We start from the raw sequence: 23,295 nt of genomic DNA on the forward strand, positions 1-23,295 counted from the left end.
TTAGGATGCTGGCTGGCCCCGCTTGCGCGCGGGCCGATCCCTCCAGACAAACAAGTCCAACGCCCATGACCGCACCCACAACACTGCTCGACCTTGCCGGAGCCAGCCGCATTCCTTCCGCCTGGGATTCCTCTGTCCTGATCCTGATCGACCATCAGCGCGAGTATGTCGATGGTCGCCTCCCTCTGGCCGGCATGCCGGCCGCCGTGGCTGCCTGCGCGGACTTGCTGGGGCTGGCGCGCGCGCACGGCACGCCCGTGATCCATGTGGCGCACCATGGCCGCGCGGGCAGCCCGGCCTTCGATCCGACCGGCCCGTATGCGGCCTTTATCGAAGGGGTGGGGCCGGAAGGTGGCGAGATCACGGTCATCAAGAGTTTGCCCAACAGCTTCGCTGGTACCACGCTGGCCGATGAACTGTCGCGGCTTGGCCGCAAGGAGTTGATCGTTGCGGGCTTCCAGACCCATATGTGCGTCAGCGCCACGGTGCGGGCCGCGCTCGACCACGGTTTTCGCAGCACCGTCGTTGCCGCGGCCTGCGCCACGCGCGACCTGCCGGATCCGCTGGGTGGGCCGGCGGTGCCGGCGGCAGATTTGCATCGCAGCACGCTCGCTGCGCTGAACGACCGGTTTGCCACGGTCGTTGCCGATGCAGCTGCCTGGCGACCCTGACGGCAGGTGCCGAAATGAAAAAAGCCAGCGCGAGGCTGGCTTTTTTTGAATCTGGTGGGTGGTACAGGGATTGAACCTGTGACCCCTGCCGTGTGAAGGCAGTGCTCTACCGCTGAGCTAACCACCCCTGTCTGCGTCGTCGTTGCCGTCTTGCAGCAGAGAAATGAGATTATGCAGAGGTTCTTGTATCTTGTAAAGCCCTTTTTTTGAATTTTCTTACGCGGCCAGCGTTCCGGGGGCTTCGGCAGGATCTTCCTGCCATACCGTCTTGCCGCCGCTGGCCTTGTCCAGTCCCTTCAGCAGGGCCAGATGGGCCTGCTGCTCGTCGTCCGTCGCGCGCAGTACCGGCAGGACCAGCCGGGACAGGTCGGCGGTGGTGACCATGCCGCCCTGGCCGCTGGCGCTGTCGAGCGTGTCGATCACCAGCGAATCCTGGCCGCGCGTCATGGCCAGGTAGACCTCCGCCAGCAGCTCAGCGTCCAGCAGCGCGCCGTGCAGCGTGCGGTGGGCGTTGCTGATGCCGAGGCGCTCGCACAGCGCATCGAGCGAGTTGCGCTTGCCGGGGAACATCTGGCGCGCTTCGCGCAGGGTATCGATCACGTTGCCGACATGCTGGCGGAACGGCGGCAGGCCGAGCAGCTGGAATTCCATGTCGAGGAAGCCCAGGTCGAACTGCGCGTTGTGGATGATCAGCTCGGCGTCCTGCACGAACTCGCGGATGTCGTGGGCAACTTCGGCGAAGCGCGGCTTGTCGGCCAGGAACTCGACGGTGATGCCGTGCACGGCAATCGCGCCTTCGTCGATGTCGCGCTCCGGATTGACGTAGAAGTGCAGGTGGCGTCCCGTCAGGCGGCGGTTCATCAGTTCGACGCAGCCGATTTCGATCAGGCGGTCGCCGGTGGCGGCATTCAGGCCGGTGGTTTCGGTATCGAGAACGATTTGTCGCATGGCGGGCATTCTAGCGGAGCGGGGCGGGCGTTCCGCGCTTGTTGTTGGCGGTGTTGCGGGATCGGTCAGCGGCCGATCGATTCGACGCCGCGGTTGGCCAGCGCGTCGGCGCGTTCGTTGCCGGGGTGGCCGTTGTGGCCGCGCACCCAGTGCCACGAGATCTGGTGCGGTTGCGCCAGGGTGTCCAGCGCCTGCCACAGGTCGGCGTTCTTGACCGGCTTCTTGTCGGCGGTCTTCCAGCCGCGCGCCTTCCAGCCGGGCAGCCATTCGCTGATGCCTTTCTGCACGTACTGGGAATCGGTATAGACGCGCACCACGCAGGGCCGCTTGAGCGCGCGCAGCGCTTCGATCACGGCGGTCATTTCCATGCGGTTGTTGGTGGTGTTCGGCTCGCCGCCGAACAGCTCTTTTTCGCTGGTGCCGGCGACCAGCACTGCGCCCCAGCCGCCGCGGCCGGGATTGCCCTTGCAGGCGCCGTCGGAGTAGATCGTGACTTCTTGCATGTGATTCCGTGGTGGCCGCCCGCGGGTCGGGCGGCGCATTGAGGGCAGGGGGGAACGCGCGGCCGCACCGCGTCAGCGTTCCCTGCCCGGGGTCTTGCCATGCGTGCCGGTCGGCGTGGCCACCGGTGCCGACACCGGTGCCAGCGCCGGCTTGGTCTTCCAGGCCGGTCCGACCAGCCGGATATTGCGCACGCGCTTGATCGCCGAAATCATATAGACCGCGCCGAAGATCGGCCACCAGCGGTCGCCGGCCTTTTCCATGAAGGCGGCGCGCTGCAGCCAGCGGTCGGTACGGTACGGCGGGCAATAGCAGCCGAAGCGGCCGCGGATGATATCGAAGCCAAGCAGCTTGAGCCAGTCCTTGATGCGCACGAAGCCGATCTGCTGTGCGTCGGTCGGCAGGAACGGCGTGGCGCCGAGCCGGTTCATGCCCTGGCGCGCGCCCCACAGGCTCATCGGGTTGAAGCAGGTGACGACCACGCGACCCTCGGGCATCAGCACCCGCGAGACTTCGCGCAGCACTTCATGCGGGTCTTCGGCGAACTCCAGGATATGGGGCAGGGTGACCAGGTCGATGCTCTGGGTGTCGAACGGCAGTTCGTCAAAGCGGCACAGCAGCTGGCGTGCGTCCGGATGTGCGGCACGGGGCCCGTGCGGGCCGCTGGACGGGTCCAGCGCCAGCGCCGAGAACGGCATCCGGTTCTCGCGCAGGGTGTCGATATAGGGCAAGCCCAGCTGGACCGCGTGATAGCCGAAGATGTCGGTCACGGTCCGGTCGTACTGCTGCGCCTCCCAGCGCAGCATGTACTCGCCGGGCGGCGAGGCCAGCCAGTCTTCCCAGCTTACAATCGGGTGATTGGGACGATTGGACATAGGAGCATGCGCATGTTGAAGGTTGAGCCGATCCCGGCGTTCCAGGATAACTATATCTGGGCCATCCACGACGGGCACTGCGCCGCCGTGGTCGATCCTGGCGAGGCCGCGCCGGTGGAGCGCTTCCTGGCGCAAAGCGGTCTGGCTCTGGGCGCTATTGTAATCACCCATCACCACGGCGATCACCAGGGCGGCGTGGCCGAGCTGCTGGCGGCGCATCCGCGCGCGCCCTCGGGCGAACCGCTGCCGGTGCTTGGGCCGGCGGGCGAGCGTATTGGCGGGCGCACCCGGGCGCTGCGCGAGGGCGACGTGGCAACGCTCGAGGCGCCGGCGCTGACGCTGCGGGTGCTGGACGTGCCCGGCCACACTGCCGGCCATATCGCCTACGTCGCGGACCTCGGTGCAGCCGGCCCGGCCGTGTTCTGCGGCGATACCCTGTTTGCCAGCGGCTGCGGGCGCCTGTTCGAAGGCACGCCGGCGCAGATGCTCGCGTCGCTGGACAAGCTGGCGGCGCTGCCCGGCGATACCCGCGTCTATTGCGCGCACGAATACACGCGCAGCAATGTGCGCTTCGCGCGCGCGGTGGAGCCCGGCAACGCCGCGCTCGAGGCATGGGAGCAGCGCGTCGAGGCGCTGCGCGCCGCGGACCGGCCGACGCTGCCGACCACCATCGCCCACGAGCGCCAGGTCAACCCCTTCCTGCGTTCGCGCGAACCGGCGGTGCGCGCCGCGGTGTCGGCCCATGGAGGCGCCACCGCAGGCGATGCGCAGGCATTCGGCGCGCTGCGCGGCTGGAAGGACAACTTCCGCTGAGGCTGGGTCGGCTCCGGATACCGGCTATGTGGAAAATCTGATTGACGCGATACGCGGTTTTTTTTAGCATCACGCAACCTTTTAGCGTCACGATTTGAGAACTTAATGAAAATTGGTCGATTACTGGCGGTGGTCGCGTGCGCCGCGCTGCTTGCAGCGTGCGCCAGCACCCCCACGCCGCCTGAAGGCGCCGACGGTGCCGCGACCGCCCAGACTGCCAAGCGGGACCCGCTCAACACCCTCAGCGACAAGTCCGCGCTCTCTTCCACTTCCACCATCAATGTCGACCAGGGCGGCCTGGACTGGCTGCGCGGCCCGTCCAACGATATCTGGGACCGCATCCGGCGCGGCTTTGCCATGACGGACCTGGAGGGCACGCTGGTCGACGATCGCACCCAGTGGTATGCGCAGCGGCCGGAGTACATGGAACGGATGGTCGGGCGTTCGAGCCGCTACCTCTATCACATCGTCGAGGAGCTGGAACAGCGCAAGATGCCGACCGAGCTGGCGCTGCTGCCGTTCGTCGAGAGCGCCTTCAACCCGCAGGCGCAGTCCACCGCCAAGGCGGCCGGGATGTGGCAATTCATCCCGAGCACGGGCAAGTTCTATAACCTGAAGCAGAACATGTTCCGCGACGAGCGCCGCGACGTGCTGGCCTCGACCGACGCCGCCCTCGACTACCTGGCGCGGCTCTACGACATGTTCGGCGACTGGCACCTGGCGCTGGCGGCTTACAACTGGGGCGAGGGCGCGGTGTCGCGCGCGATTGCGCGCAACCAGGCGCGCGGGCTGCCGACCGACTACGCCAGCCTGCCGATGCCCAACGAGACGCGCTACTACGTGCCCAAGCTGCAGGCGGTCAAGAACATCATCGCCAACCCGGCCGCGTACGGCGTCAAGCTGCCCGAGATCCCGGACCACCCTTACTTCGTCACGGTGACCACCTCGCGCGACATCGACGTCAACCTGGCCGCCAAGCTGGCCGACATGTCGGTGGAGGAATTCAAGGCGCTGAACCCGTCGTTCAACCGGCCGGTGATCCTGGGCGCGTCGAACCCGCAGATCCTGCTGCCGTTCGATAACGCCGAGCGCTTCCAGTACAACCTGAATACCTATCGCGGCGGCCTGTCGAGCTGGGCCGCGGTGACGGTGGACAGCCGCGAGCGCGTCGAATCGCTGGCGGCGCGGCTGAATGTCGATGCCGACACGCTGCGCGAGATCAACAGCATCCCCAAGGGCATGCGCCTGAAGGCGGGCTCGACCGTGATGATCCCGCGCTCGGGCCGGCATGACCAGGACATCAGCGCCACCCTCGCCGACAGCGCCATGCTGGCGATGGAGCCGGACCTGCCCGATGCGCGCCGCGTGGTGGTGCGCGCCGGCCGGCGCGATACCGTGACCTCGGTGGCGCGGCGCTATGGCGTCTCGGCGGGGCAGGTGCAGTCGTGGAACAAGCTGGCCGGCACCAAGCTGGTGGCCGGGCAGAGCCTGGTGCTGATGGTGCCGGTGCGCGGCGCCGGCGCCGTGCGCGCGGCCCGTGCCGAACGCGCGGACCGGGCCGAGCGGGCCGAGCGCAGCGAACAGGCCAGCCGCAAGGAACCATCGGGCAAGGCCGGCAAGGGCGCCAGGGTGGTCCGGGTTTCCGCCAAGGGCAAGGGCGAGGCGCGCCAGCGGGTGGTGGTCGAGGCCGCGCCGCGACGCGCGTCCAAGACGCCGGCAGTCGCCAAGGTGTCGGCAAAGACCACCACCAAGGCCAGCGCCAAAGGCGTCAAGACGCGCTGACGTAACCGCCGGCGCGACGCTGGACAGCAAAAAGGGGCGATGCCGTCGGCACGCCCCTTTTTTCATGTGCCTGCGCCGCCCCGTGCGGCAGCGCGCTGAAACCGTGGCCACGAGCGCCCGGGCCGGTGGCAAACTACGGGCAGATTCCAACGACCGCAGACGCGGAGGAGACAGACATGACGGCAAGCCATGCCGCGCATGCCCGTTCGCTGGCCGACCCCGAGGGGTTCTGGGCCGAACAGGCGGCACGCATCGACTGGGAAACCCCGTTCAGCCCGGCGCTCGACAACAGCCGCGCACCCTTCACGCGCTGGTTCGTCGGCGGGCGCACCAACCTGTGCCACAACGCGGTCGACCGCCACCTCGCGGCCCGCGCCAGCCAGCCGGCGCTGCACTGGGTCTCGACCGAGACCGACCAGGCCCGCAGTTTCACCTACGCCGAGCTGCACGACGAGGTCAGCCGCATGGCCGCGATCCTGCAGCAACTGGGGGTGCAGCGGGGCGACCGCGTGCTGATCTATATGCCGATGATCCCCGAAGCCGCCTTCGCCATGCTGGCGTGCGCGCGCATCGGCGCGATCCATTCGGTGGTGTTCGGCGGCTTTGCCTCGGTCAGCCTGGCCGCGCGCATCGAGGATGCGCGGCCGCGCGTGGTGGTCAGCGCCGACGCCGGTTCGCGCGCGGGCAAGGTGGTGCCGTACAAGCCGCTGCTGGACGAGGCCATCCGGCTGTCGTCGCACCAGCCCGAGAAGGTGCTGCTGGTGGACCGGCAACTGGCGGACATGCCCCGCACCGAAGGCCGCGATGAAGACTATGCCGCGTGGCGCGAGCGCGTCGGCGGCGTGCAGGTGCCATGCGTGTGGCTTGAGTCAAGCGAGCCCTCCTATGTGCTGTATACCTCGGGCACCACCGGCAAGCCCAAGGGCGTGCAGCGCGATACCGGCGGCTATGCGGTGGCGCTGGCCACCTCGATGGAATACATCTTCTGCGGCAAGGCCGGCGACACCATGTTCACCGCGTCGGACATCGGCTGGGTGGTGGGGCACAGCTATATCGTCTATGGCCCGCTGCTGGCCGGCATGGCCACGCTGATGTATGAAGGCACGCCGATCCGGCCCGATGGCGGCATCCTGTGGCGCCTGGTCGAGCAATACCGGGTCAACCTGATGTTCAGCGCGCCCACCGCGATCCGCGTGCTGAAGAAGCAGGACCCGGCGTGGCTGACGCGCTACGACCTGTCCAGCCTGCGCCTGCTGTTCCTGGCCGGCGAGCCGCTCGACGAGCCGACCGCGCGCTGGATCCAGGACGGCCTGGGCAAGCCGGTGGTCGACAACTACTGGCAGACCGAATCCGGCTGGCCCATCATCGCGATCCAGCGCGGCCTCGAGGCTCTGCCGCCCAAGCTGGGCTCGCCGGGCGTGCCCGCCTACGGCTATGACCTGAAGATCGTCGACGAGAACACCGGCGCGGAATGCCCGCCCGGGCAGAAGGGCGTGGTCGCCATCGACGGCCCGCTGCCGCCGGGGTGCATGAGCACGGTGTGGGGCGACGACGACCGCTTCGTGCGCACTTATTGGCAGGCGGTGCCGAACCGACTGTGCTATTCGACCTTCGACTGGGGCGTGCGCGATGCCGACGGCTACGTCTTTATCCTGGGGCGCACCGACGACGTGATCAACGTCGCCGGCCACCGGCTGGGCACGCGCGAGATCGAGGAAAGCCTGTCGTCCAGCCCCGCCGTGGCCGAGGTGGCCGTGGTCGGCGTGCAGGATACCCTCAAGGGGCAGGTGGCAATGGCGTTCTGCATCGCCCGCGATCCGGCGCGCACGGCCACGCCGCAGGCGCGGCTGGCGCTGGAGGGAGAGCTGATGAAGACAGTCGAGCAGCAATTGGGCGCGGTGGCCCGCCCGGCGCGCGTGCTGTTCGTCAATGCGCTGCCGAAGACGCGTTCCGGCAAGCTGCTGCGGCGCGCCATGCAGGCCGTGGCCGAGGGCCGCGACCCGGGCGACCTGACGACGATCGAAGATCCGGGCGCGCTGGAACAGCTGCAGGCCGCCTTGAAGGGCTAGCGGGGCAGGGCGGAAGGAGGGGCGGTGGCGGTGTCGCGCACGCCACACCGCATCGCCGCCTTGCCATTGGTCGTGATGCAGTCTAATATTTGAAGCATAAAATATTTAATCTTGATCTAGATGGCCGTGTATTCCGGGACGGTGCGCAATATGCGGCGCGCCCGGCACAGCCCGCAGGAGGCAACAGAATGCGCGTGCTTTGTATTGGCGGAGGCCCCGCCGGCCTGTATTTCGGCCTGCTGATGAAATTGCAGGATCCGGCCAACGAGGTCATCGTGGTCGAGCGCAACCGACCTTACGACACCTTCGGCTGGGGCGTGGTGTTCTCGGACGCCACCATGGACAACCTGAAGCAAGCCGACCCGGCCAGCGCCAGCGAGATCAACGCCGCCTTCAACCATTGGGACGATATCGACATCCATATCGACGGGCGCACCATCCGCTCGGGCGGGCATGGCTTTATCGGCATCGGCCGCAAGCGCCTGTTGAACATCCTGCAGGCGCGCTGCGAAGCGCTCGGGGTGAAGCTGGTGTTCGAGACCGATGTGTCCGACGACCAGGCGCTGGCGATGCAATACCGGGCCGACTTGGTGATCGCCTCGGACGGCCTGAACAGCCGCATCCGCACCCGCTATGCCGACAGTTTCCGGCCGGACATCGATACGCGCCAGTGCCGCTTTGTCTGGCTGGGCACGCACAAGCTGTTCGACGCCTTCACCTTTGCCTTTGAAAAGACCGAGCACGGCTGGTTCCAGGCGCATGCCTACCGCTTCGACGACAACACCTCGACCTTTATCGTCGAGACCCCGGAAGCGGTCTGGCGCGCCGCCGGCATCGAGCAGATGAGCCAGGAAGAGGGCGTGGCCTACTGCGAGAAGCTGTTCGCGCGCTACCTCGACGGCAACAAGCTGATCAGCAACGCGGCGCACCTGCGCGGCTCGGCAATCTGGATCCGCTTCCCGCGCGTGATCTGCCGGCAATGGGTGCACTGGAACACCTTGCCGGACGGCCGCCGCGTGCCGGTGGTGCTGATGGGCGATGCCGCCCACACCGCGCATTTCTCGATCGGCTCCGGGACCAAGCTGGCACTCGAGGATGCCATCGACCTGGCCGAAGAGATCCGTGGCAGCGGCCACGACGGCCTGCCCGATGCGCTGGCGCGCTATGAAGCCACGCGCGGCGTGGAAGTGCTGAAGATCCAGAACGCGGCGCGCAACTCGACCGAGTGGTTCGAGAACGTCGAGCGCTATGCCGGCAGCCTGCCGCCGGAGCAGTTCGCCTATTCGCTGCTGACGCGCTCGCAACGGATCTCGCACGAGAACCTGCGCGTGCGCGATGCCGGCTATGTCGCGCAGTTCGAGCACTGGCTGGCGCAGCAGGCCGGGGTGCCGGCCGACAGCCTGAAGCTGCAGGCGCACCAGCCGCTGCCGCCGATGTTCACGCCGTTCCGCGTGCGCGGCGTCACGCTGAAGAACCGCGTGGTGGTGTCGCCGATGGCGATGTATTCCTGCACCGACGGCGTGCCGGGCGACTTCCATCTGGTCCACCTGGGCTCGCGTGCGCTCGGCGGCGCCGGCATGGTGGTGGCGGAAATGACCTGCGTGTCCCCCGATGCGCGCATCACGCCCGGCTGCCCGGGCCTGTGGAACGATGCGCAGCGCGACGCCTGGAAGCGCATCGTTGATTTCGTGCATGCCAGCAGCGATGCCCGCATCGCGATGCAGATCGGCCACTCGGGCCGCAAGGGCTCGACCCAGCTCGGCTGGGAGGCGATGGACCATCCGCTGCCGCAGGGCAACTGGCCGGTGATCTCGGCCTCGCCGCTGCCTTACCTGCCGGGCGAATCGCAGACCCCGCGCGCGATGACGCGCGCCGACATGGACCGTGTGCGCGATGATTTCGTCGCCAGCGCGCGGCGCGCGGCCGAGGCCGGCTTCGACTGGCTCGAGCTGCACTGCGCGCACGGCTATTTGCTGTCGAGCTTTATCTCGCCGCTGACCAATACGCGCGACGACGCATACGGCGGTTCGCTGGCGGCGCGGCTGCGCTATCCGCTCGAGGTGTTCGCCGCGGTGCGCGCGGTGTGGCCGCAGGACAAGCCGATGTCGGTGCGCATCTCCGCGCATGACTGGGTCGAGGGCGGCATCACGCCCGATGATGCGGTCGAGATCGCGCGCGCCTTCAAGGGCGCGGGCGCCGACATGATCGACTGCTCGTCGGGCCAGGTCAGCCCCGACCAGGCGCCGGTCTACGGCCGCATGTACCAGACCCCGTTCGCCGACCGCATCCGCAACGAGGCCGGCATCGCCACCATCGCGGTGGGTGCGATCTTCGAGGCGGACCATGTCGACTCGATCATCGCCGCAGGCCGCGCCGACCTGTGCGCGATCGCGCGGCCGCACCTGGCCAACCCGGCCTGGACGCTGCAGGAGGCCGCGCGCATCGGCTACCGCGACATTGCCTGGCCCAAGCAATACCTGGCGGGCAAGCGGCAGCTGGAAACCAATCTCGAGCGCGCCGCGGCGCAGGAGAAGCAGGCATGACGGGCAGCACGTCAACTCTGGCCGGCCGGCACGCGCTGGTGACCGGCGGCGGGCGCGGCATCGGCGCGGCAATCGCGCGGCGGCTGCTGGCCGACGGCGCCAGCGTCACGCTGCTGGGGCGCGAGGCCGGCACGCTGCAGGCGACGGTGCAGGCGCTGCGCGGGCAGGCGCGGGCGGGCGCCAGCGTGTCGTTCGTCACTGCCGACATTGCCGATGCCGTCAGCGTGGCGCACGCCTTCGCCGCGGCCACGGAACAGGCCGGCCCGGTCGCGATGCTGGTCAACAACGCCGGGCAGGCGCACAGCGCGCCATTCCTGAAGACCGACGCCGCGCTGTGGCAGCGCATGCTCGATGTGAACCTCACCGGCACCTTCCTGTGCACCCAGGCGGCGCTGCCGGCGATGCTCGACGCGGGCTGGGGCCGCATCGTCAACGTAGCCAGCACCGCAGGGCTGATCGGCTATGGTTACGTCAGCGCCTACTGCGCCGCCAAGCACGGCGTGATTGGCCTGACCCGCGCGCTGGCGCTGGAAACCGCAACCAGGGGCGTGACCGTCAACGCGGTATGCCCGGGCTATACCGAAACCGACATCGTGCGCGACGCCGTCGCCAATATCGTCGGCAAGACCGGCCGCAGCGAGGACCAGGCGCGCGCCGAACTGGCCGCGCGCAATCCGCAACGCCGGCTGGTGCAGCCCGACGAAGTGGCCGACGCGGTGGCCTGGCTGTGCCAGCCGTCCGCGGCGGCGATCACCGGGCAGGCCATCCCCGTCGCCGGCGGCGAAGTGATGGCGGGCTGAAGCACACTGACTGCAGCAGACAACGAGAGAACCCATGACAGAGATCGCACTCGACATGCGCCACCACAAGCGCAGCTTTGCCGGCTTCCAGCCCGAGCATTTCCTGTGGTCGGTGTCCGCCGACGGCAAGGTCGGCACCGTCACGCTGAACCGGCCCGAACGCAAGAACCCGCTGACCTTCGATTCCTACGCCGAGCTGCGCGACCTGTTCCGCGGCCTGTGCTACGCCAGCGACATCAAGGCGGTGGTGGTAACCGGCGCCGGCGGCAACTATTGCTCGGGCGGCGACGTGCACGAGATCATCGGCCCGCTGACGCGCATGTCGATGCCCGAGTTGCTCGACTTCACGCGCATGACCGGCGACCTGGTCAAGGCGATGCGCGCCTGCCCGCAGCCCGTGGTGAGCGCGGTCGACGGCATCTGCGCCGGCGCCGGCGCGATGATGGCGCTGGCTTCCGACATGCGCCTGGGCACGGCGCTGGCCAAGACCGCGTTCCTGTTCACGCGCGTCGGCCTGGCCGGCGCCGACATGGGCGCATGCACGCTGCTGCCGCGCGTGATCGGGCAGGGCCGCGCCAGCGAGCTGCTGTACACGGGCCGTTCGATGAGCGCGGAGGAAGGGCTGCAGTGGGGCTTCTTCAACGCGCTGCACCCGTCCGACGCGGTGCTGGCGCAGGCGCAGGCGCTCGCCGCGCAACTGGCCGCCGGCCCCACCTTCGCCCATGGCGTGACCAAGAGGCTGCTGCACCAGGAATGGAACATGGGTTTGGACGAGGCCATCGAGGCCGAAGCCGAGGCGCAGGCGATCTGCATGCAGACGCGCGATTTCCGCCGCGCCTACGAGGCTTTCGTGGCCAAGACCAAGCCAGTGTTCGAAGGGGACTGAAGCGCCATGTCCGACAAGACCTACCTCGATCTGCCGCTGTTCGACGACGCCCACCGCGCGCTGGAGCGGGAACTCGACGCATGGTGCGGGCAACACCTGCGCGTCGACCACAGCGATACCGACGCCGCGTGCCGCGCGCTGGTGCGGCAGCTGGGCGAGGCCGGCTGGCTGCGCTATTGCGTGCCGGCCGCGCATGGCGGCGCGCTGCCGGCGCTGGATTCGCGCTCGCTGTGCCTGCTGCGCGAGACGCTCGCGCGCCATGACGCCCTGGCCGATTTTGCCTTCGCGATGCAGGGACTGGGCTCGGGGGCGATTTCGCTGGCGGGCAGCGACCCGCTGCGCGCGCGCTACCTGCCGCGCGTGGCCCGCGGCGAGGCGATTGCCGCGTTCGCGCTGTCGGAGCCGGAAGCCGGCTCGGATGTGGCGGCGATGCAATGCAGCGCGCGGCTGTCCGAAGACGGCAGCCACTATGTGATCGATGGCGCCAAGACCTGGATCTCGAACGGCGGCATCGCGGACTTCTACTGCGTGTTCGTGCGCACCGGCGAAGCGCCGGGCGCGCGCGGCATCTCGGCCTTCGTGGTCGATGCGGATACGCCAGGCCTGACCATTGCCGAGCGCATCGACGTGATCGCGCCGCACCCGCTTGCCACGCTGCGCTTCGACAACTGCCGCGTGCCGGTCGGCAACCGGCTGGGCGAGGCGGGGCAGGGCTTCAAGGTGGCGATGATGACGCTCGACATCTTCCGCGCCTCGGTGGCCGCGGCGGCTTTGGGCTTCGGCCGCGCCGCGCTGGACGATGCGCTGGCGCGTGCGTGCGAGCGCCCGATGTTCGGCGGCGTGCTGGCCGACCTGCAATTGACGCAGGCCGCCATCGGCGACATGGCGACGGCCATCGACGCGGCCGCGCTGCTGACCTATCGCGCGGCCTGGCTGCGGGACGTCAGGAAAGAGCGCACCACGCGCGAAGCGGCGATGGCCAAGATGGTCGCGACCGAGAACGCGCAGCAGGTCATCGACCGCGCGGTGCAGATGTTCGGCGGCCTCGGCGTCAAGGTCGGCACGCGCGTGGAAAGCCTGTACCGCGAGATCCGCTCGCTGCGCATCTATGAAGGCGCGACCGAAGTGCAGAAGCTGATCATCGCCCGCGAAACACTGGCCGGCCGGAAGGCCTGAGCCATGCGCCCGGAACTGCCGTACCGACAGAGCAGACAGGAGACAAGCCATGGCGACCACCGCCCACCTCGATACCTTCGCCCGCGACCGCCTGCCGCCGCCCGAGCAGTGGCCGGTGTTCCGCTTCAATGCCGACACCGACTACCCGGCGCGAATGAACTGCGCGGTGGAACTGGTCGACCGCCACGTGCGCGAAGGCCGCGGGGAGCGCATCGCCATTCGCCATCGCAACGGTCAGACGGGCCAGATCGAGACGGTCACCTACGCGCAGCTGGCGGCGCTGGTCAACCGCATCGCCCACGTGCTGGTCGAGGACATGGCGCTGGTGCCCGGCAACCGCGTGCTGCTGCGCGGCCCCAACAACCTGATGATGGCCGCAAGCTGGCTCGCCACCATCAAGGCCGGGCTGATTGCCGTGCCGACCATGCCGCTGCTGCGCGCCAGGGAACTGAAGCAGATTGTCGACAAGGCGCAGGTCACCGCGGCGCTTTGCGATGCGCGGCTGCGCGAGGACCTCGACGCCAACCAGCGCGCCGGCGGGGAATTCCATTGTCCGACCCTGGCCCGCGCGCTGTATTTCAACGGCACCGGCGAAGGTTCGCTGGAAGCCGCGATGGCGGGCAAGCCCGACAGCTTCGACGCCTGCGACACCGCCAGCGACGATACCTGCCTGATCGCCTTCACCAGCGGCACCACCGGACAGCCCAAGGGCACCATGCATTTCCACCGCGATGTGCTGGCCATGTGCGACCTGTTCCCGCGCCATGTGCTGCGCTCCGTGCCGGATGATATCTTCTGCGGCACGCCGCCGATCGCGTTCACCTTCGGGCTCGGCGGCATGCTGTGCTTCCCGTTGCGCATCGGCGCCAGCACGGTGCTGGCTGAGAAGCTCACGCCGGAATCGCTGCTGGAACTGATCCACGACTTCCGCGCCACCATCGTCTTCACCGCGCCCACCTTCTACCGGCAGATGGCGGCGCTGGCGCCGCGCTTCGATATCTCCAGCCTGCGGCACAGCGTGTCGGCCGGCGAGGCGCTGCCCGACGCCACCCGGCAAAGCTGGAAGGCTGCCACCGGCATCGAGATGACCGATGGCATCGGCGGCACCGAGATGATGCACATCTTCATCTCCAGCGCCGGCGCCGAGGTCAGGCCGGGCGCGATCGGCAAGGTGGTGCCCGGCTACGTGGCGCAGATCGTCGACGAGGAGATGCGACCGCTGCCGCCCGGCCAGGTCGGCAAGCTGGCGGTGCAGGGCCCGACCGGCTGCCGCTACCTGGACGACCCGCGCCAGGCCAACTATGTGAAGGCCGGCTGGAACCTGCCGGGCGATACCTTCGTCGCCGACGCGGACGGCTATTACTTCTACCAGGCACGCTCAGATGACATGATCATCTCGGCGGGCTACAACATCGCCGGGCCGGAGGTGGAGAGCGCGCTGATGCAGCACGAGGCGGTGGCCGAATGCGGCGTGGTCGGCGCGCCGGACGACGGGCGCGGCCAGGTGGTAATGGCCTACGTGGTGCTGCGCGAAGGCGTGCCCGCGGACGACGTCACGCGCACCGCGCTGCAGGACTACGTGAAGCGGCAGATCGCGCCATACAAGTACCCGCGCCGCATCGAGTTCGTGCCGGCGCTGCCGCGCACCGAGACCGGCAAGCTGCAGCGTTTCCGGCTGCGCCAGATGGCGGAGCAGGGTAGCGGTGGCAGCGGTGGTAACGGTCGCAGCAACAACGGTGCGGGGAAGCCATGAGTCCCGTGTTCCGCAGCACCGTGCTGGTGCGCTTCAAGCACTGCGACGCCGCGGGCATCGTGTTCTACCCGCGCTATTTCGAGATGCTCAACGACTTCATCGAAGACTGGTTTGGCGAGGCGCTCGGCTGGCCTTTCGATGTCATGCATGGCGAGGGCCGTGCCGGCGTGCCGACTGCCGAACTGGAGTGCCGCTTTCTGGCGCCCAGCCGGCTGGGCGAGGTGCTGACGCGCGAGCTGCGCGTGCTGAAACTGGGCCAGTCCAGCTTTACCCTTGCGATCCGCTTCGCCGGCCCGCATGACGATACCCGCATGGAAGTGACGCAGCGGCTGGTCTGCGTCGATACTGGCTCGATTGCTCCGCAGCCATTGCCCGATGCCGTGCGCGAGGCCATGTCGGCCTACCTGGTCGCTACGGCCTGAATCCAGGTATTCCATTCACTCAGACAGATATCAACAGGAAGAAGCACCATGAAAATCCTGCAGCCGCCCGAGTGGGCGCCCCCGCGTGGCTACGCCAACGGCACCATGACCGAAATGCAGGTCGGCAGCCGACTGCTCTTTATCAGCGGCCAGATCGGCTGGACCGGCAAATGTGAGTTCGAGACCGACGACTTCGGCCTGCAGGTGGCGCAGGCGCTGCGCAACGTGGTTGCCGTGCTGGCCGCCGGCGACGCGCTGCCGGAGCACATCGTGCGCATGACCTGGTATGTGAAGGACAAGGCGGAATACGTGGGCGCCTACGGGGCCATCGGCCAGCACTACCGGGCCATCATCGGCCGCCACTTTCCGGCCATGACTGCCGTCGAGGTTGCGGACCTGGTGGAGCCGCGCGCCAAGGTGGAAATCGAAGTGACGGCGGTCGTGCCGCCGCGGCCGTAACCTGTCAGGCAAGCGGCAGGGCGGCGGCACGTGACGAGGCGGCGCCGCCGCCTGCCGCGCGCAAGTCCTTGAAAACTTGAGAAATTGGGTGGCTCGGGATATAATTCGAAAGTTTCGCTTTCAGAACCCTTCACCCTAGCGCCAACCGCTTTCCACCTTCCGCCGCCCCCATCCGCGCCGCCTTTGCCGTTCATATTTGATGTGATGCAAAGTGCATGCCGCGACCGGATCCGACCGCATCGGCGCAATGCCGCTGCCGCCGTCACGGATCTAGCCTGGGGGGCACGAGGCGTCGATTGGTCGGTCACGGGGTGAGTCCAGCAGGAGCCTACCCGTGTTACCGTCTTTCCCGTCCGCCATTCTCGCGCTAGCAGACGGCACGGTCTTTCGTGGCTATTCCATTGGCGCTTCCGGCCATACCATCGGCGAAGTGGTGTTCAACACCGCCATCACCGGTTACCAGGAAATCCTCACCGACCCGAGTTACTCGCGGCAGATCGTCACGCTGACGTATCCGCATATCGGCAACTACGGTGTCAATCCTGAGGATGTCGAAGCCACGAAAGTCCATGCCGCCGGCCTGATCATCAAGGATCTGCCGATCCTGGCCTCCAACTTCCGCAAGGAACACACCCTGGCCCACTACCTGAAGCAGGAAAAGGTGGTGGCGATTGCCGGCATCGATACGCGCAAGCTGACGCGTATCCTGCGCGAAAAGGGCGCCCAGAACGGCTGCATCCTGGCCGGCGAGGACAACGTCCAGAAGGCCATCGACCTGGCCCGCTCGTTCCCCGGCCTGGCCGGCATGGACCTGGCCAAGGTGGTGTCGGTCAAGGAACCGTACCAATGGACCCAGTCCGAATGGAAGCTGGGCGAGGGCTACGGCAAGCAGCAGCAGCCGCAGTTCCACGTGGTCGCCTATGACTACGGCGTCAAGTACAACATCCTGCGCATGCTGGCCGAGCGCGGCTGCAAGGTCACGGTGTTGCCGGCCCAGGCTAGCGCGGCCGACGCGCTGGCGCTGAATCCGGACGGCGTGTTCCTGTCCAACGGCCCCGGCGACCCCGAGCCGTGCGACTACGCCATCGCCGCCACGCGCGAGTTCATCGAGCGCGGCGTCCCCACCTTCGGCATCTGCCTGGGGCACCAGATCATGGCCCTGGCGGTCGGCGCCAAGACCCTGAAGATGAAGTTCGGCCACCACGGCGCCAACCACCCGGTCAAGGACCTGGACGACGGCCGCGTGGTGATCACGTCGCAGAACCACGGCTTCGCGGTCGACGCCGACACGCTGCCTGCCAACGTGCGCGTCACGCACAAGTCGCTGTTCGACGGCTCGCTGCAGGGTTTCGCGCTGACCGACAAGCCGGCGTTCTGCTTCCAGGGCCACCCGGAAGCCTCGCCCGGCCCGAACGACGTGGCTTACCTGTTCGACCGCTTCATCCAGCTGATGACCGACGCGCGCAAGTAAGCGCCCGGGAACAGCGAGAGACCCCGGGACATCCCATGAACGCCTTCATGCATACCGCTTTCGGCATCACCGACTTCTGGACCTATGTGCTGGGCACGATCTTCATCGTGCTGCTGCCGGGGCCGAACTCGATGTACGTGCTGTCGGTGGCGGCGCAGCGCGGCGTGCGCGCCGGCTACAAGGGCGCGTGCGGGGTGTTCCTGGGCGACGCGGTGCTGATGGTGCTGTCGGCGGCGGGCGTGGCCTCGCTGCTCAAGGCCAGCCCGGCGCTGTTCTACGTGGTGAAGTACATCGGCGCGGCCTACCTGGCGTGGATCGGCTTCAACATGCTGCGCGGCGCGCTGCGCAGCTGGGCCGCGCGCGGCGATGCCGCCGGGGTGGCGGCAGTGCCGGCGGCATCGCCGGACCAGTCCGACCCGTTCCGCAAGGCGTTGCTGATCAGCCTGCTGAACCCGAAGGCGATCCTGTTCTTCATCTCGTTCTTCATCCAGTTCGTCGACCCGGCCTTTGCTTACCCGGTGCTGTCGTTCGGGGTGCTGGGGCTGGTGTGCCAGATCTGCAGCTTTGCCTACCTGACCACGATCATCTTCGTGGGCGCGAAGCTGGCCGAGGCGTTCCGGCGCCGCCGCCGGCTGTCGGCCGGCATGGCCAGCGGGGTAGGGGCGATGTTTATCGGCTTCGGCGCCAAGCTGGCGACCGCCACGATGAACTGAGCCAGACCACATTTTCGAATCCGGACGGATTCCCTGATTACCGGCGCGGTCCGCAGGCAAGGCGGGCCGGCCCATAAAGAGAGCGTGCAATGCCAAAACGCACAGACATCAAGAGCATCCTGATCATCGGCGCGGGCCCCATCATCATCGGCCAGGCGTGCGAGTTCGACTACTCCGGCGCCCAGGCCTGCAAGGCCCTGCGCGAGGAAGGCTTCAAGGTCATCCTGGTCAACTCCAACCCGGCGACCATCATGACCGACCCGGCCACGGCCGATGTCACCTACATCGAGCCGATCACCTGGGAAGTGGTCGAACGCATCATCGAGAAGGAGCGCCCGGATGCCATCCTGCCGACCATGGGCGGCCAGACCGCGCTGAACTGCGCGCTGGACCTGCATCGCCATGGCGTGCTGGACAAGTACAAGGTGGAACTGATCGGCGCGTCGCCCGAAGCCATCGACAAGGCCGAGGACCGCCAGAAGTTCAAGGACGCGATGACCAAGATCGGCCTGGGCTCGGCCAAGTCCGGCATCGCCCACTCGATGGACGAGGCCGTGGCCGTGCAGGCCCGCATCGCCCAGGACACCGGCACCAGCGGCTACCCGATCGTGATCCGGCCGTCGTTCACGCTGGGCGGCACCGGCGGCGGCATCGCCTACAACCGCGAAGAGTTCGAAGAGATCTGCAAGCGCGGCCTGGACCTGTCGCCCACGCGCGAGCTGCTGATCGAGGAATCGCTGCTGGGCTGGAAAGAGTACGAGATGGAAGTGGTCCGCGACAAGCAGGACAACTGCATCATCATCTGCTCGATCGAAAACCTGGACCCGATGGGCATCCACACCGGCGACTCGATCACGGTGGCCCCGGCGCAGACCCTGACCGACAAGGAATACCAGATCCTGCGCAATGCCTCGCTGGCCGTGCTGCGCGAGATCGGCGTCGACACCGGCGGCTCCAACGTGCAGTTCTCGATTAACCCGAAGGACGGTCGCATGATCGTCATCGAGATGAACCCGCGCGTGTCGCGCTCGTCGGCGCTGGCCTCCAAGGCCACCGGCTTCCCGATCGCCAAGGTCGCGGCCAAGCTGGCGGTCGGCTACACCCTGGACGAGCTGAAGAACGAGATCACCGGCGGCGCCACCCCGGCCTCGTTCGAGCCGTCGATCGACTACGTGGTCACCAAGGTGCCGCGCTTTGCCTTCGAGAAATTCCCGCAGGCCGACAGCCACCTGACCACCCAGATGAAGTCGGTGGGCGAGGTGATGGCGATGGGCCGCACCTTCCAGGAATCGTTCCAGAAGGCCCTGCGCGGGCTGGAAGTGGGTGTCGACGGCCTGGACGAGAAGTCCACCGACCGCGACGAGATCGTCGAGGAGATCGGCGAGCCGGGCCCGGACCGCATCTGGTACGTGGGTGACGCGTTCCGCCTGGGCATGTCGCTGGAAGAGGTCTATCACGAGACCGCCATCGATCCGTGGTTCCTGGCCCAGATCGAAGATATCGTCCGCACCGAAGGCCTGGTCAAGTCGCGCACGCTCGACAGCCTGTCGACCGCCGAACTGCGCTTCCTGAAGCAGAAGGGCTTCTCCGACCGCCGCCTGGCGCGGCTGCTGAAGACCGACGCCAAGGCCGTGCGCGCGGCGCGCCTCGCCCAGAACGTGCGTCCGGTCTACAAGCGCGTCGATACCTGCGCGGCCGAATTCGCCACCAACACCGCCTACATGTACTCGACCTACGAGGCCGAGCACGGCGAGTGCGAGGCGGCGCCGACCGACAAGAAGAAGATCATGGTGCTGGGCGGCGGCCCGAACCGGATCGGCCAGGGCATCGAGTTCGACTACTGCTGCGTGCACGCCGCGCTGGCGCTGCGCGAAGACGGGTACGAGACCATCATGGTCAACTGCAACCCGGAAACCGTGTCGACCGACTATGACACCTCGGACCGCCTGTATTTCGAGCCGGTGACGCTGGAAGATGTGCTGGAGATCGTCGCGATCGAGAAGCCGGTCGGCGTGATCGTGCAGTACGGCGGCCAGACCCCGCTGAAGCTGGCGCTGGACCTGGAAGCCAACGGCGTGCCCATCATCGGCACCAGCCCCGACATGATCGACGCGGCCGAAGACCGCGAGCGCTTCCAGAAGCTGCTGCAGGACCTGGGCCTGCGCCAGCCGCCCAACCGCACCGCGCGCGCCGAGGACGAAGCGCTGCGCCTCGCGGAAGAAATCGGCTACCCGCTGGTGGTGCGCCCGTCGTACGTGCTGGGCGGCCGCGCCATGGAAATCGTGCATGAGCCGCGCGACCTCGAGCGCTACATGCGCGAGGCGGTCAAGGTCTCGAACGATTCCCCGGTGCTGCTCGACCGCTTCCTGAACGACGCCATCGAGTGCGATGTCGACGCCCTGTGCGACGGCAAGCGCGTCTTTATCGGCGGCGTGATGGAACACATCGAGCAGGCCGGCGTGCACTCGGGCGACTCCGCCTGCTCGCTGCCGCCGTACTCGCTGTCGGCCGAGACCGTGGCCGAGCTGAAGCGCCAGACCGCAGCCATGGCCCGCGCGCTGAACGTGGTCGGCCTGATGAACGTGCAGTTCGCGATCCAGCAGAACAACGGTGTCGACACCGTCTACGTGCTGGAAGTGAACCCGCGTGCCTCGCGTACCGTGCCGTACGTGTCCAAGGCCACCGGCATGCAGCTGGCCAAGATCGCCGCGCGCTGCATGGCCGGCCAGTCGCTGGACGAGCAGGGCATCGCCGACGAGGTCATCCCGCCGTACTACAGCGTCAAGGAAGCGGTGTTCCCGTTCAACAAGTTCCCGGGCGTGGATCCGGTCCTCGGACCTGAAATGCGTTCGACCGGCGAAGTCATGGGCGTGGGCAAGAGCTTCGGCGAGGCCCTGTTCAAGAGCCAGCTGGCCGCGGGTTCGCGCCTGCCGGAGAAGGGCGCCGTGCTGATCACGGTGAAGGACAGCGACAAGCCGCGCGCCGTGGCCGTGGCCCGCATGCTGCACGACATGGGCTACCCGATCGTCGCCACGCGCGGCACCGCCTCGGCGATCGAGGCCGCCGGCATCCCGGTCAAGGTGGTCAACAAAGTCAAGGACGGCCGTCCGCATATCGTCGACATGATCAAGAACGGCGAACTGGCGCTGGTGTTCACCACCGTGGACGAAACCCGCGGCGCGATCGCCGATTCGCGCTCGATCCGGATTTCGGCGCTGGCCCACCGCATTCCTTACTACACCACCATCGCCGGCGCGCGCGCCGCGGTGGAAGGGCTGAAGCACATGCAGAGCCTGGAGGTCTACGACCTTCAGGGCCTGCATGCCTCGCTGGCCTGATGCCGTCAAGGTAAGGACGCAACACATCGCAACAGGGGCGTCCGCGTCGCGGCGGCCCTGCCCCAGGAAGCCCGCCGGAGTTGCTGCCGGCGGGCTTCCTGGCCTAAACTACGTCAAATTCGTCGATCGAACCGGCGTGCCCGCGTTCGATCCTGTCTGAAAGCCGCGGTTGAGCGGACGTGCCCTGGCGGGGTTTGCCGGGGTTGGCTCCAGCTCCGCTGCGGCTCATTTTTTTGTTGAACGAAGACATGAGCACCATTCCGATTACCAAGCGTGGCGCAGAGCTCCTGAAGGAGGAGCTGCAGCGCCTGAAGGCTGTCGAGCGTCCGGCGGTGATCAATGCCATCTCGGAAGCGCGCGCCCAGGGCGACCTGTCTGAAAACGCCGAGTACGACGCCGCCAAGGAAAAGCAGGCCTTTATCGAGGGCCGCATCCTGGAAGTGGAGGCCAAGCTGTCGACCGCGCAGATCATCGACCCGACCCAGCTCGATACCGATGGCCGCATCGTCTTTGGCGCGACCGTCGACCTGGAGGACCTGGAGTCCGGCAGTCCGGTCAGCTACCAGATCGTCGGCGATGACGAGGCTGACCTCGATGCCGGCAAGATCTCGGTCAGCTCGCCGATTGCACGCGCGCTGATCGGCAAGTTTGAAGGCGACGTCGCGACCGTGCTGGCCCCAGGCGGCGAGCGCGAGTACGAAGTCATCACCGTTCGCTACATCTGATGCCGGCCCGGCCGGCGGGCTTGCGCCTGCGCTGGCCACCGGAAAGGCCGGCTTGTGTTCTCCACTTCCTATAACAACCTGCCGCCGCTGCCGCACCGCATCTTCCTGCTGCTGACGGTGGTGTGGGCCGGCAGCCTGTGGACCGTCGGCTACATGGTGGCGCCGACGCTGTTTTCGGTGCTGCCCAGCCGCGAGATGGCGGGCATGATCGCCGGGCACCTGTTCCATACCGAAGCCATCGTCGGCGTGACCATTGGCGTGCTGCAGCTGGTGCTGTGCAACGTCATGATCCGGCGCGGCGCCCAGCGCTATCGCGGTCTGCGCTGGCTGGTGCTGGGCATGCTGTGCTGCGTGCTGGTCGGTTATTTCGCTACCCAGCCGTTCATGGGCAGCCTGAAGGAAAAGGCGCTGGCGCTGGGCGTGGGGGTGTCGGAATCGCCGTACAAGGCGCAATTCGGCATGCTGCACGGCGTGTCGAGCGCCTTCTACCTGCTGCAAAGCCTGCTGGCGCTGGCACTGGTGTGGCGCGCTTCGGCGCCGCGTTCGGCCGGGGAGTGAGGCCGACCACCGGCGCTGCCGCAGGTGCGGTGCGCCGGCATCGGGACGCCTGGCGGCGCCCGCTTGTTGGTGGCTGCCGGGGTTTCAGCCCAGCGCCTTCTTCTTCTGGCTGGTCGGACGGGCGCGCGAGCGCTTCACATTGCCGCCGGCGGTGACGCGCTCGTTGCCAAGCACCGTGACTTCCTTGCGGGTCGGCCGGCGGTTGGGCGCGGCGCTGGGCTTCTTCACCGTCACCGTGCGCGGGGCGGCACCGCCGCGGCGGGCGGGCGTGTGCCGGCCAAGGTCTTCGGCCTGGTTTTCCTTCAGGCGCGCTTCGCCCGGACGCCACACCACCAGCAGCTTGCCGATATGCTGGATCGGCGCGGCGCCGAGCTGGTCGCAGATTTCTTCGTAAATGGCGATGCGCGCTTCGCGGTCGTCACCGAACACGCGGATCTTGATCAGGTCGTGGGCGGCCAGGCTGCGGTCGATCTCGGCCAGCACGGCGCGGGTCAGGCCTTCGGCGCCGACCATCACGACCGGGTTCAGGGCATGGGCACGGGAGCGCAGGTCGGAGCGCTGGGCGGGGACTAGTTGTAGAGCGGGCATAGGTTGGCGCCGGATAAGGCGCTTGAAATAGTGATAGAGCGCTTGGCGCGCTGGTAATCGGGCGCTGCCGCCCGCGCCGGTCGTGACACGGCGGGCGGGAACAGGCTGCCGACGGCCGCCGGTTGGCGGCAAGCCGGGATGCGGATTGGCGCGTATTATCCGTCAATCCGGCACTGTCGGGCAGCAAAATCATCAAAACAGTAG

20 protein-coding genes and 1 tRNA gene are annotated in these 23,295 nt (G+C 67.6%); 16 read left to right on the top strand and 5 right to left on the bottom strand.

What is annotated here, in order from left to right; translation table 11 throughout:
- Positions 1-65: 65 nt before the first annotated feature.
- Positions 66-671, top strand: coding sequence for a cysteine hydrolase family protein (locus MKD50_RS06500; protein ID WP_252666689.1), 606 nt, complete (start codon positions 66-68; stop codon positions 669-671).
- 52 nt (positions 672-723) lie between these two features.
- On the opposite strand, the gene MKD50_RS06505 is transcribed toward MKD50_RS06500, so the two are convergent.
- From MKD50_RS06505 to MKD50_RS06520, 4 genes are all read right to left on the bottom strand, one after another.
- A tRNA-Val gene (locus tag MKD50_RS06505) sits at positions 724-798 on the bottom strand.
- 89 nt (positions 799-887) lie between these two features.
- The gene (gene dnaQ / locus MKD50_RS06510; RefSeq protein WP_252666690.1) at positions 888-1,628 is read right to left on the bottom strand and encodes a DNA polymerase III subunit epsilon; all 741 of its coding nucleotides are present in this window, start codon (positions 1,626-1,628) and stop codon (positions 888-890) included.
- Positions 1,629-1,684: 56 nt separating this feature from the next.
- Positions 1,685-2,122 carry a ribonuclease HI gene (rnhA, locus tag MKD50_RS06515; protein ID WP_018007845.1) on the bottom strand — a complete coding sequence of 146 codons (438 nt, stop codon included), beginning with the start codon at positions 2,120-2,122 and terminating at the stop codon, positions 1,685-1,687.
- A gap of 72 nt (positions 2,123-2,194) precedes the next feature.
- Complete coding sequence (locus tag MKD50_RS06520) at positions 2,195-2,995, bottom strand: methyltransferase domain-containing protein (RefSeq protein ID WP_115703810.1); 801 nt, start codon at positions 2,993-2,995, stop codon at positions 2,195-2,197.
- Between the two features lie 12 nt (positions 2,996-3,007).
- Here MKD50_RS06520 and gloB point away from each other — a divergent pair, with 12 nt between their 5' ends.
- From gloB to MKD50_RS06595, 15 genes are all read left to right on the top strand, one after another.
- Positions 3,008-3,808 (top strand): hydroxyacylglutathione hydrolase, encoded by an 801-nt coding sequence (gloB, locus tag MKD50_RS06525; protein WP_115703808.1) that lies wholly within the window; start codon positions 3,008-3,010, stop codon positions 3,806-3,808.
- A gap of 105 nt (positions 3,809-3,913) precedes the next feature.
- Positions 3,914-5,590: a transglycosylase SLT domain-containing protein gene (locus MKD50_RS06530; protein ID WP_240072325.1), complete on the top strand. Its 1,677-nt coding sequence runs from the start codon at positions 3,914-3,916 to the stop codon at positions 5,588-5,590.
- 143 nt (positions 5,591-5,733) lie between these two features.
- Complete coding sequence (locus MKD50_RS06535) at positions 5,734-7,659, top strand: propionate--CoA ligase (protein WP_371925307.1); 1,926 nt, start codon at positions 5,734-5,736, stop codon at positions 7,657-7,659.
- A gap of 188 nt (positions 7,660-7,847) precedes the next feature.
- Positions 7,848-10,202: a bifunctional salicylyl-CoA 5-hydroxylase/oxidoreductase gene (locus MKD50_RS06540; protein WP_252666692.1), complete on the top strand. Its 2,355-nt coding sequence runs from the start codon at positions 7,848-7,850 to the stop codon at positions 10,200-10,202.
- A complete protein-coding gene (locus MKD50_RS06545; RefSeq protein WP_252666693.1) occupies positions 10,199-11,002 on the top strand; it encodes an SDR family NAD(P)-dependent oxidoreductase in 804 nt (267 codons plus the stop codon). The genes MKD50_RS06540 and MKD50_RS06545 overlap by 4 nt, the downstream gene beginning before the upstream one ends.
- Before the next feature lie 34 nt (positions 11,003-11,036).
- Entirely contained in the window at positions 11,037-11,888 is an 852-nt protein-coding gene (locus MKD50_RS06550; RefSeq protein ID WP_240072321.1) for an enoyl-CoA hydratase family protein, read from the top strand.
- 6 nt (positions 11,889-11,894) lie between these two features.
- The gene (locus MKD50_RS06555; RefSeq protein WP_252666694.1) at positions 11,895-13,064 is read left to right on the top strand and encodes an acyl-CoA dehydrogenase family protein; all 1,170 of its coding nucleotides are present in this window, start codon (positions 11,895-11,897) and stop codon (positions 13,062-13,064) included.
- 49 nt (positions 13,065-13,113) lie between these two features.
- On the top strand, positions 13,114-14,817 hold the full coding sequence (locus tag MKD50_RS06560) for an AMP-binding protein (protein WP_252666695.1): 1,704 nt from the start codon (positions 13,114-13,116) through the stop codon (positions 14,815-14,817).
- Complete coding sequence (locus tag MKD50_RS06565; RefSeq protein WP_115703792.1) at positions 14,814-15,239, top strand: acyl-CoA thioesterase; 426 nt, start codon at positions 14,814-14,816, stop codon at positions 15,237-15,239. The genes MKD50_RS06560 and MKD50_RS06565 overlap by 4 nt, the downstream gene beginning before the upstream one ends.
- A 48-nt stretch (positions 15,240-15,287) precedes the next feature.
- Complete coding sequence (locus MKD50_RS06570; RefSeq protein ID WP_240072318.1) at positions 15,288-15,698, top strand: RidA family protein; 411 nt, start codon at positions 15,288-15,290, stop codon at positions 15,696-15,698.
- A 334-nt stretch (positions 15,699-16,032) separates the two neighbouring features.
- A complete protein-coding gene (gene carA / locus MKD50_RS06575) occupies positions 16,033-17,169 on the top strand; it encodes a glutamine-hydrolyzing carbamoyl-phosphate synthase small subunit (protein WP_115703788.1) in 1,137 nt (378 codons plus the stop codon).
- A 35-nt stretch (positions 17,170-17,204) separates the two neighbouring features.
- The gene (gene leuE, locus MKD50_RS06580) at positions 17,205-17,882 is read left to right on the top strand and encodes a leucine efflux protein LeuE (protein WP_252666696.1); all 678 of its coding nucleotides are present in this window, start codon (positions 17,205-17,207) and stop codon (positions 17,880-17,882) included.
- A gap of 89 nt (positions 17,883-17,971) precedes the next feature.
- The gene (gene carB / locus MKD50_RS06585) at positions 17,972-21,220 is read left to right on the top strand and encodes a carbamoyl-phosphate synthase large subunit (protein WP_115703786.1); all 3,249 of its coding nucleotides are present in this window, start codon (positions 17,972-17,974) and stop codon (positions 21,218-21,220) included.
- 248 nt (positions 21,221-21,468) lie between these two features.
- On the top strand, positions 21,469-21,945 hold the full coding sequence (gene greA, locus MKD50_RS06590; RefSeq protein ID WP_115703784.1) for a transcription elongation factor GreA: 477 nt from the start codon (positions 21,469-21,471) through the stop codon (positions 21,943-21,945).
- A 54-nt stretch (positions 21,946-21,999) separates the two neighbouring features.
- Entirely contained in the window at positions 22,000-22,503 is a 504-nt protein-coding gene (locus MKD50_RS06595) for a DUF4149 domain-containing protein (RefSeq protein WP_115703782.1), read from the top strand.
- A gap of 84 nt (positions 22,504-22,587) precedes the next feature.
- On the opposite strand, the gene MKD50_RS06600 is transcribed toward MKD50_RS06595, so the two are convergent.
- Entirely contained in the window at positions 22,588-23,091 is a 504-nt protein-coding gene (locus tag MKD50_RS06600; RefSeq protein ID WP_115703781.1) for a YhbY family RNA-binding protein, read from the bottom strand.
- Between the last annotated feature and the right edge of the window lie 204 nt (positions 23,092-23,295).

Origin of the sequence: Cupriavidus mimosae (assembly GCF_023952485.1) — a bacterium.
Lineage (GTDB): Bacteria > Pseudomonadota > Gammaproteobacteria > Burkholderiales > Burkholderiaceae > Cupriavidus > Cupriavidus taiwanensis_C.

Coding starts and splice junctions, on each gene's coding strand:
- MKD50_RS06570 (WP_240072318.1), top strand. CDS start 15,288: ATGAAAATCCTGCAGCCGCCCGAGTGGGCGCCCCCGCGTGGCTACGCC.
- dnaQ (WP_252666690.1), bottom strand. CDS start 1,628: ATGCCCGCCATGCGACAAATCGTTCTCGATACCGAAACCACCGGCCTG.
- MKD50_RS06540 (WP_252666692.1), top strand. CDS start 7,848: ATGCGCGTGCTTTGTATTGGCGGAGGCCCCGCCGGCCTGTATTTCGGC.
- carB (WP_115703786.1), top strand. CDS start 17,972: ATGCCAAAACGCACAGACATCAAGAGCATCCTGATCATCGGCGCGGGC.
- leuE (WP_252666696.1), top strand. CDS start 17,205: ATGAACGCCTTCATGCATACCGCTTTCGGCATCACCGACTTCTGGACC.
- MKD50_RS06520 (WP_115703810.1), bottom strand. CDS start 2,995: ATGTCCAATCGTCCCAATCACCCGATTGTAAGCTGGGAAGACTGGCTG.
- MKD50_RS06545 (WP_252666693.1), top strand. CDS start 10,199: ATGACGGGCAGCACGTCAACTCTGGCCGGCCGGCACGCGCTGGTGACC.
- MKD50_RS06600 (WP_115703781.1), bottom strand. CDS start 23,091: ATGCCCGCTCTACAACTAGTCCCCGCCCAGCGCTCCGACCTGCGCTCC.
- MKD50_RS06530 (WP_240072325.1), top strand. CDS start 3,914: ATGAAAATTGGTCGATTACTGGCGGTGGTCGCGTGCGCCGCGCTGCTT.
- MKD50_RS06565 (WP_115703792.1), top strand. CDS start 14,814: ATGAGTCCCGTGTTCCGCAGCACCGTGCTGGTGCGCTTCAAGCACTGC.
- MKD50_RS06550 (WP_240072321.1), top strand. CDS start 11,037: ATGACAGAGATCGCACTCGACATGCGCCACCACAAGCGCAGCTTTGCC.
- gloB (WP_115703808.1), top strand. CDS start 3,008: ATGTTGAAGGTTGAGCCGATCCCGGCGTTCCAGGATAACTATATCTGG.
- MKD50_RS06560 (WP_252666695.1), top strand. CDS start 13,114: ATGGCGACCACCGCCCACCTCGATACCTTCGCCCGCGACCGCCTGCCG.
- rnhA (WP_018007845.1), bottom strand. CDS start 2,122: ATGCAAGAAGTCACGATCTACTCCGACGGCGCCTGCAAGGGCAATCCC.
- greA (WP_115703784.1), top strand. CDS start 21,469: ATGAGCACCATTCCGATTACCAAGCGTGGCGCAGAGCTCCTGAAGGAG.
- MKD50_RS06555 (WP_252666694.1), top strand. CDS start 11,895: ATGTCCGACAAGACCTACCTCGATCTGCCGCTGTTCGACGACGCCCAC.
- MKD50_RS06500 (WP_252666689.1), top strand. CDS start 66: ATGACCGCACCCACAACACTGCTCGACCTTGCCGGAGCCAGCCGCATT.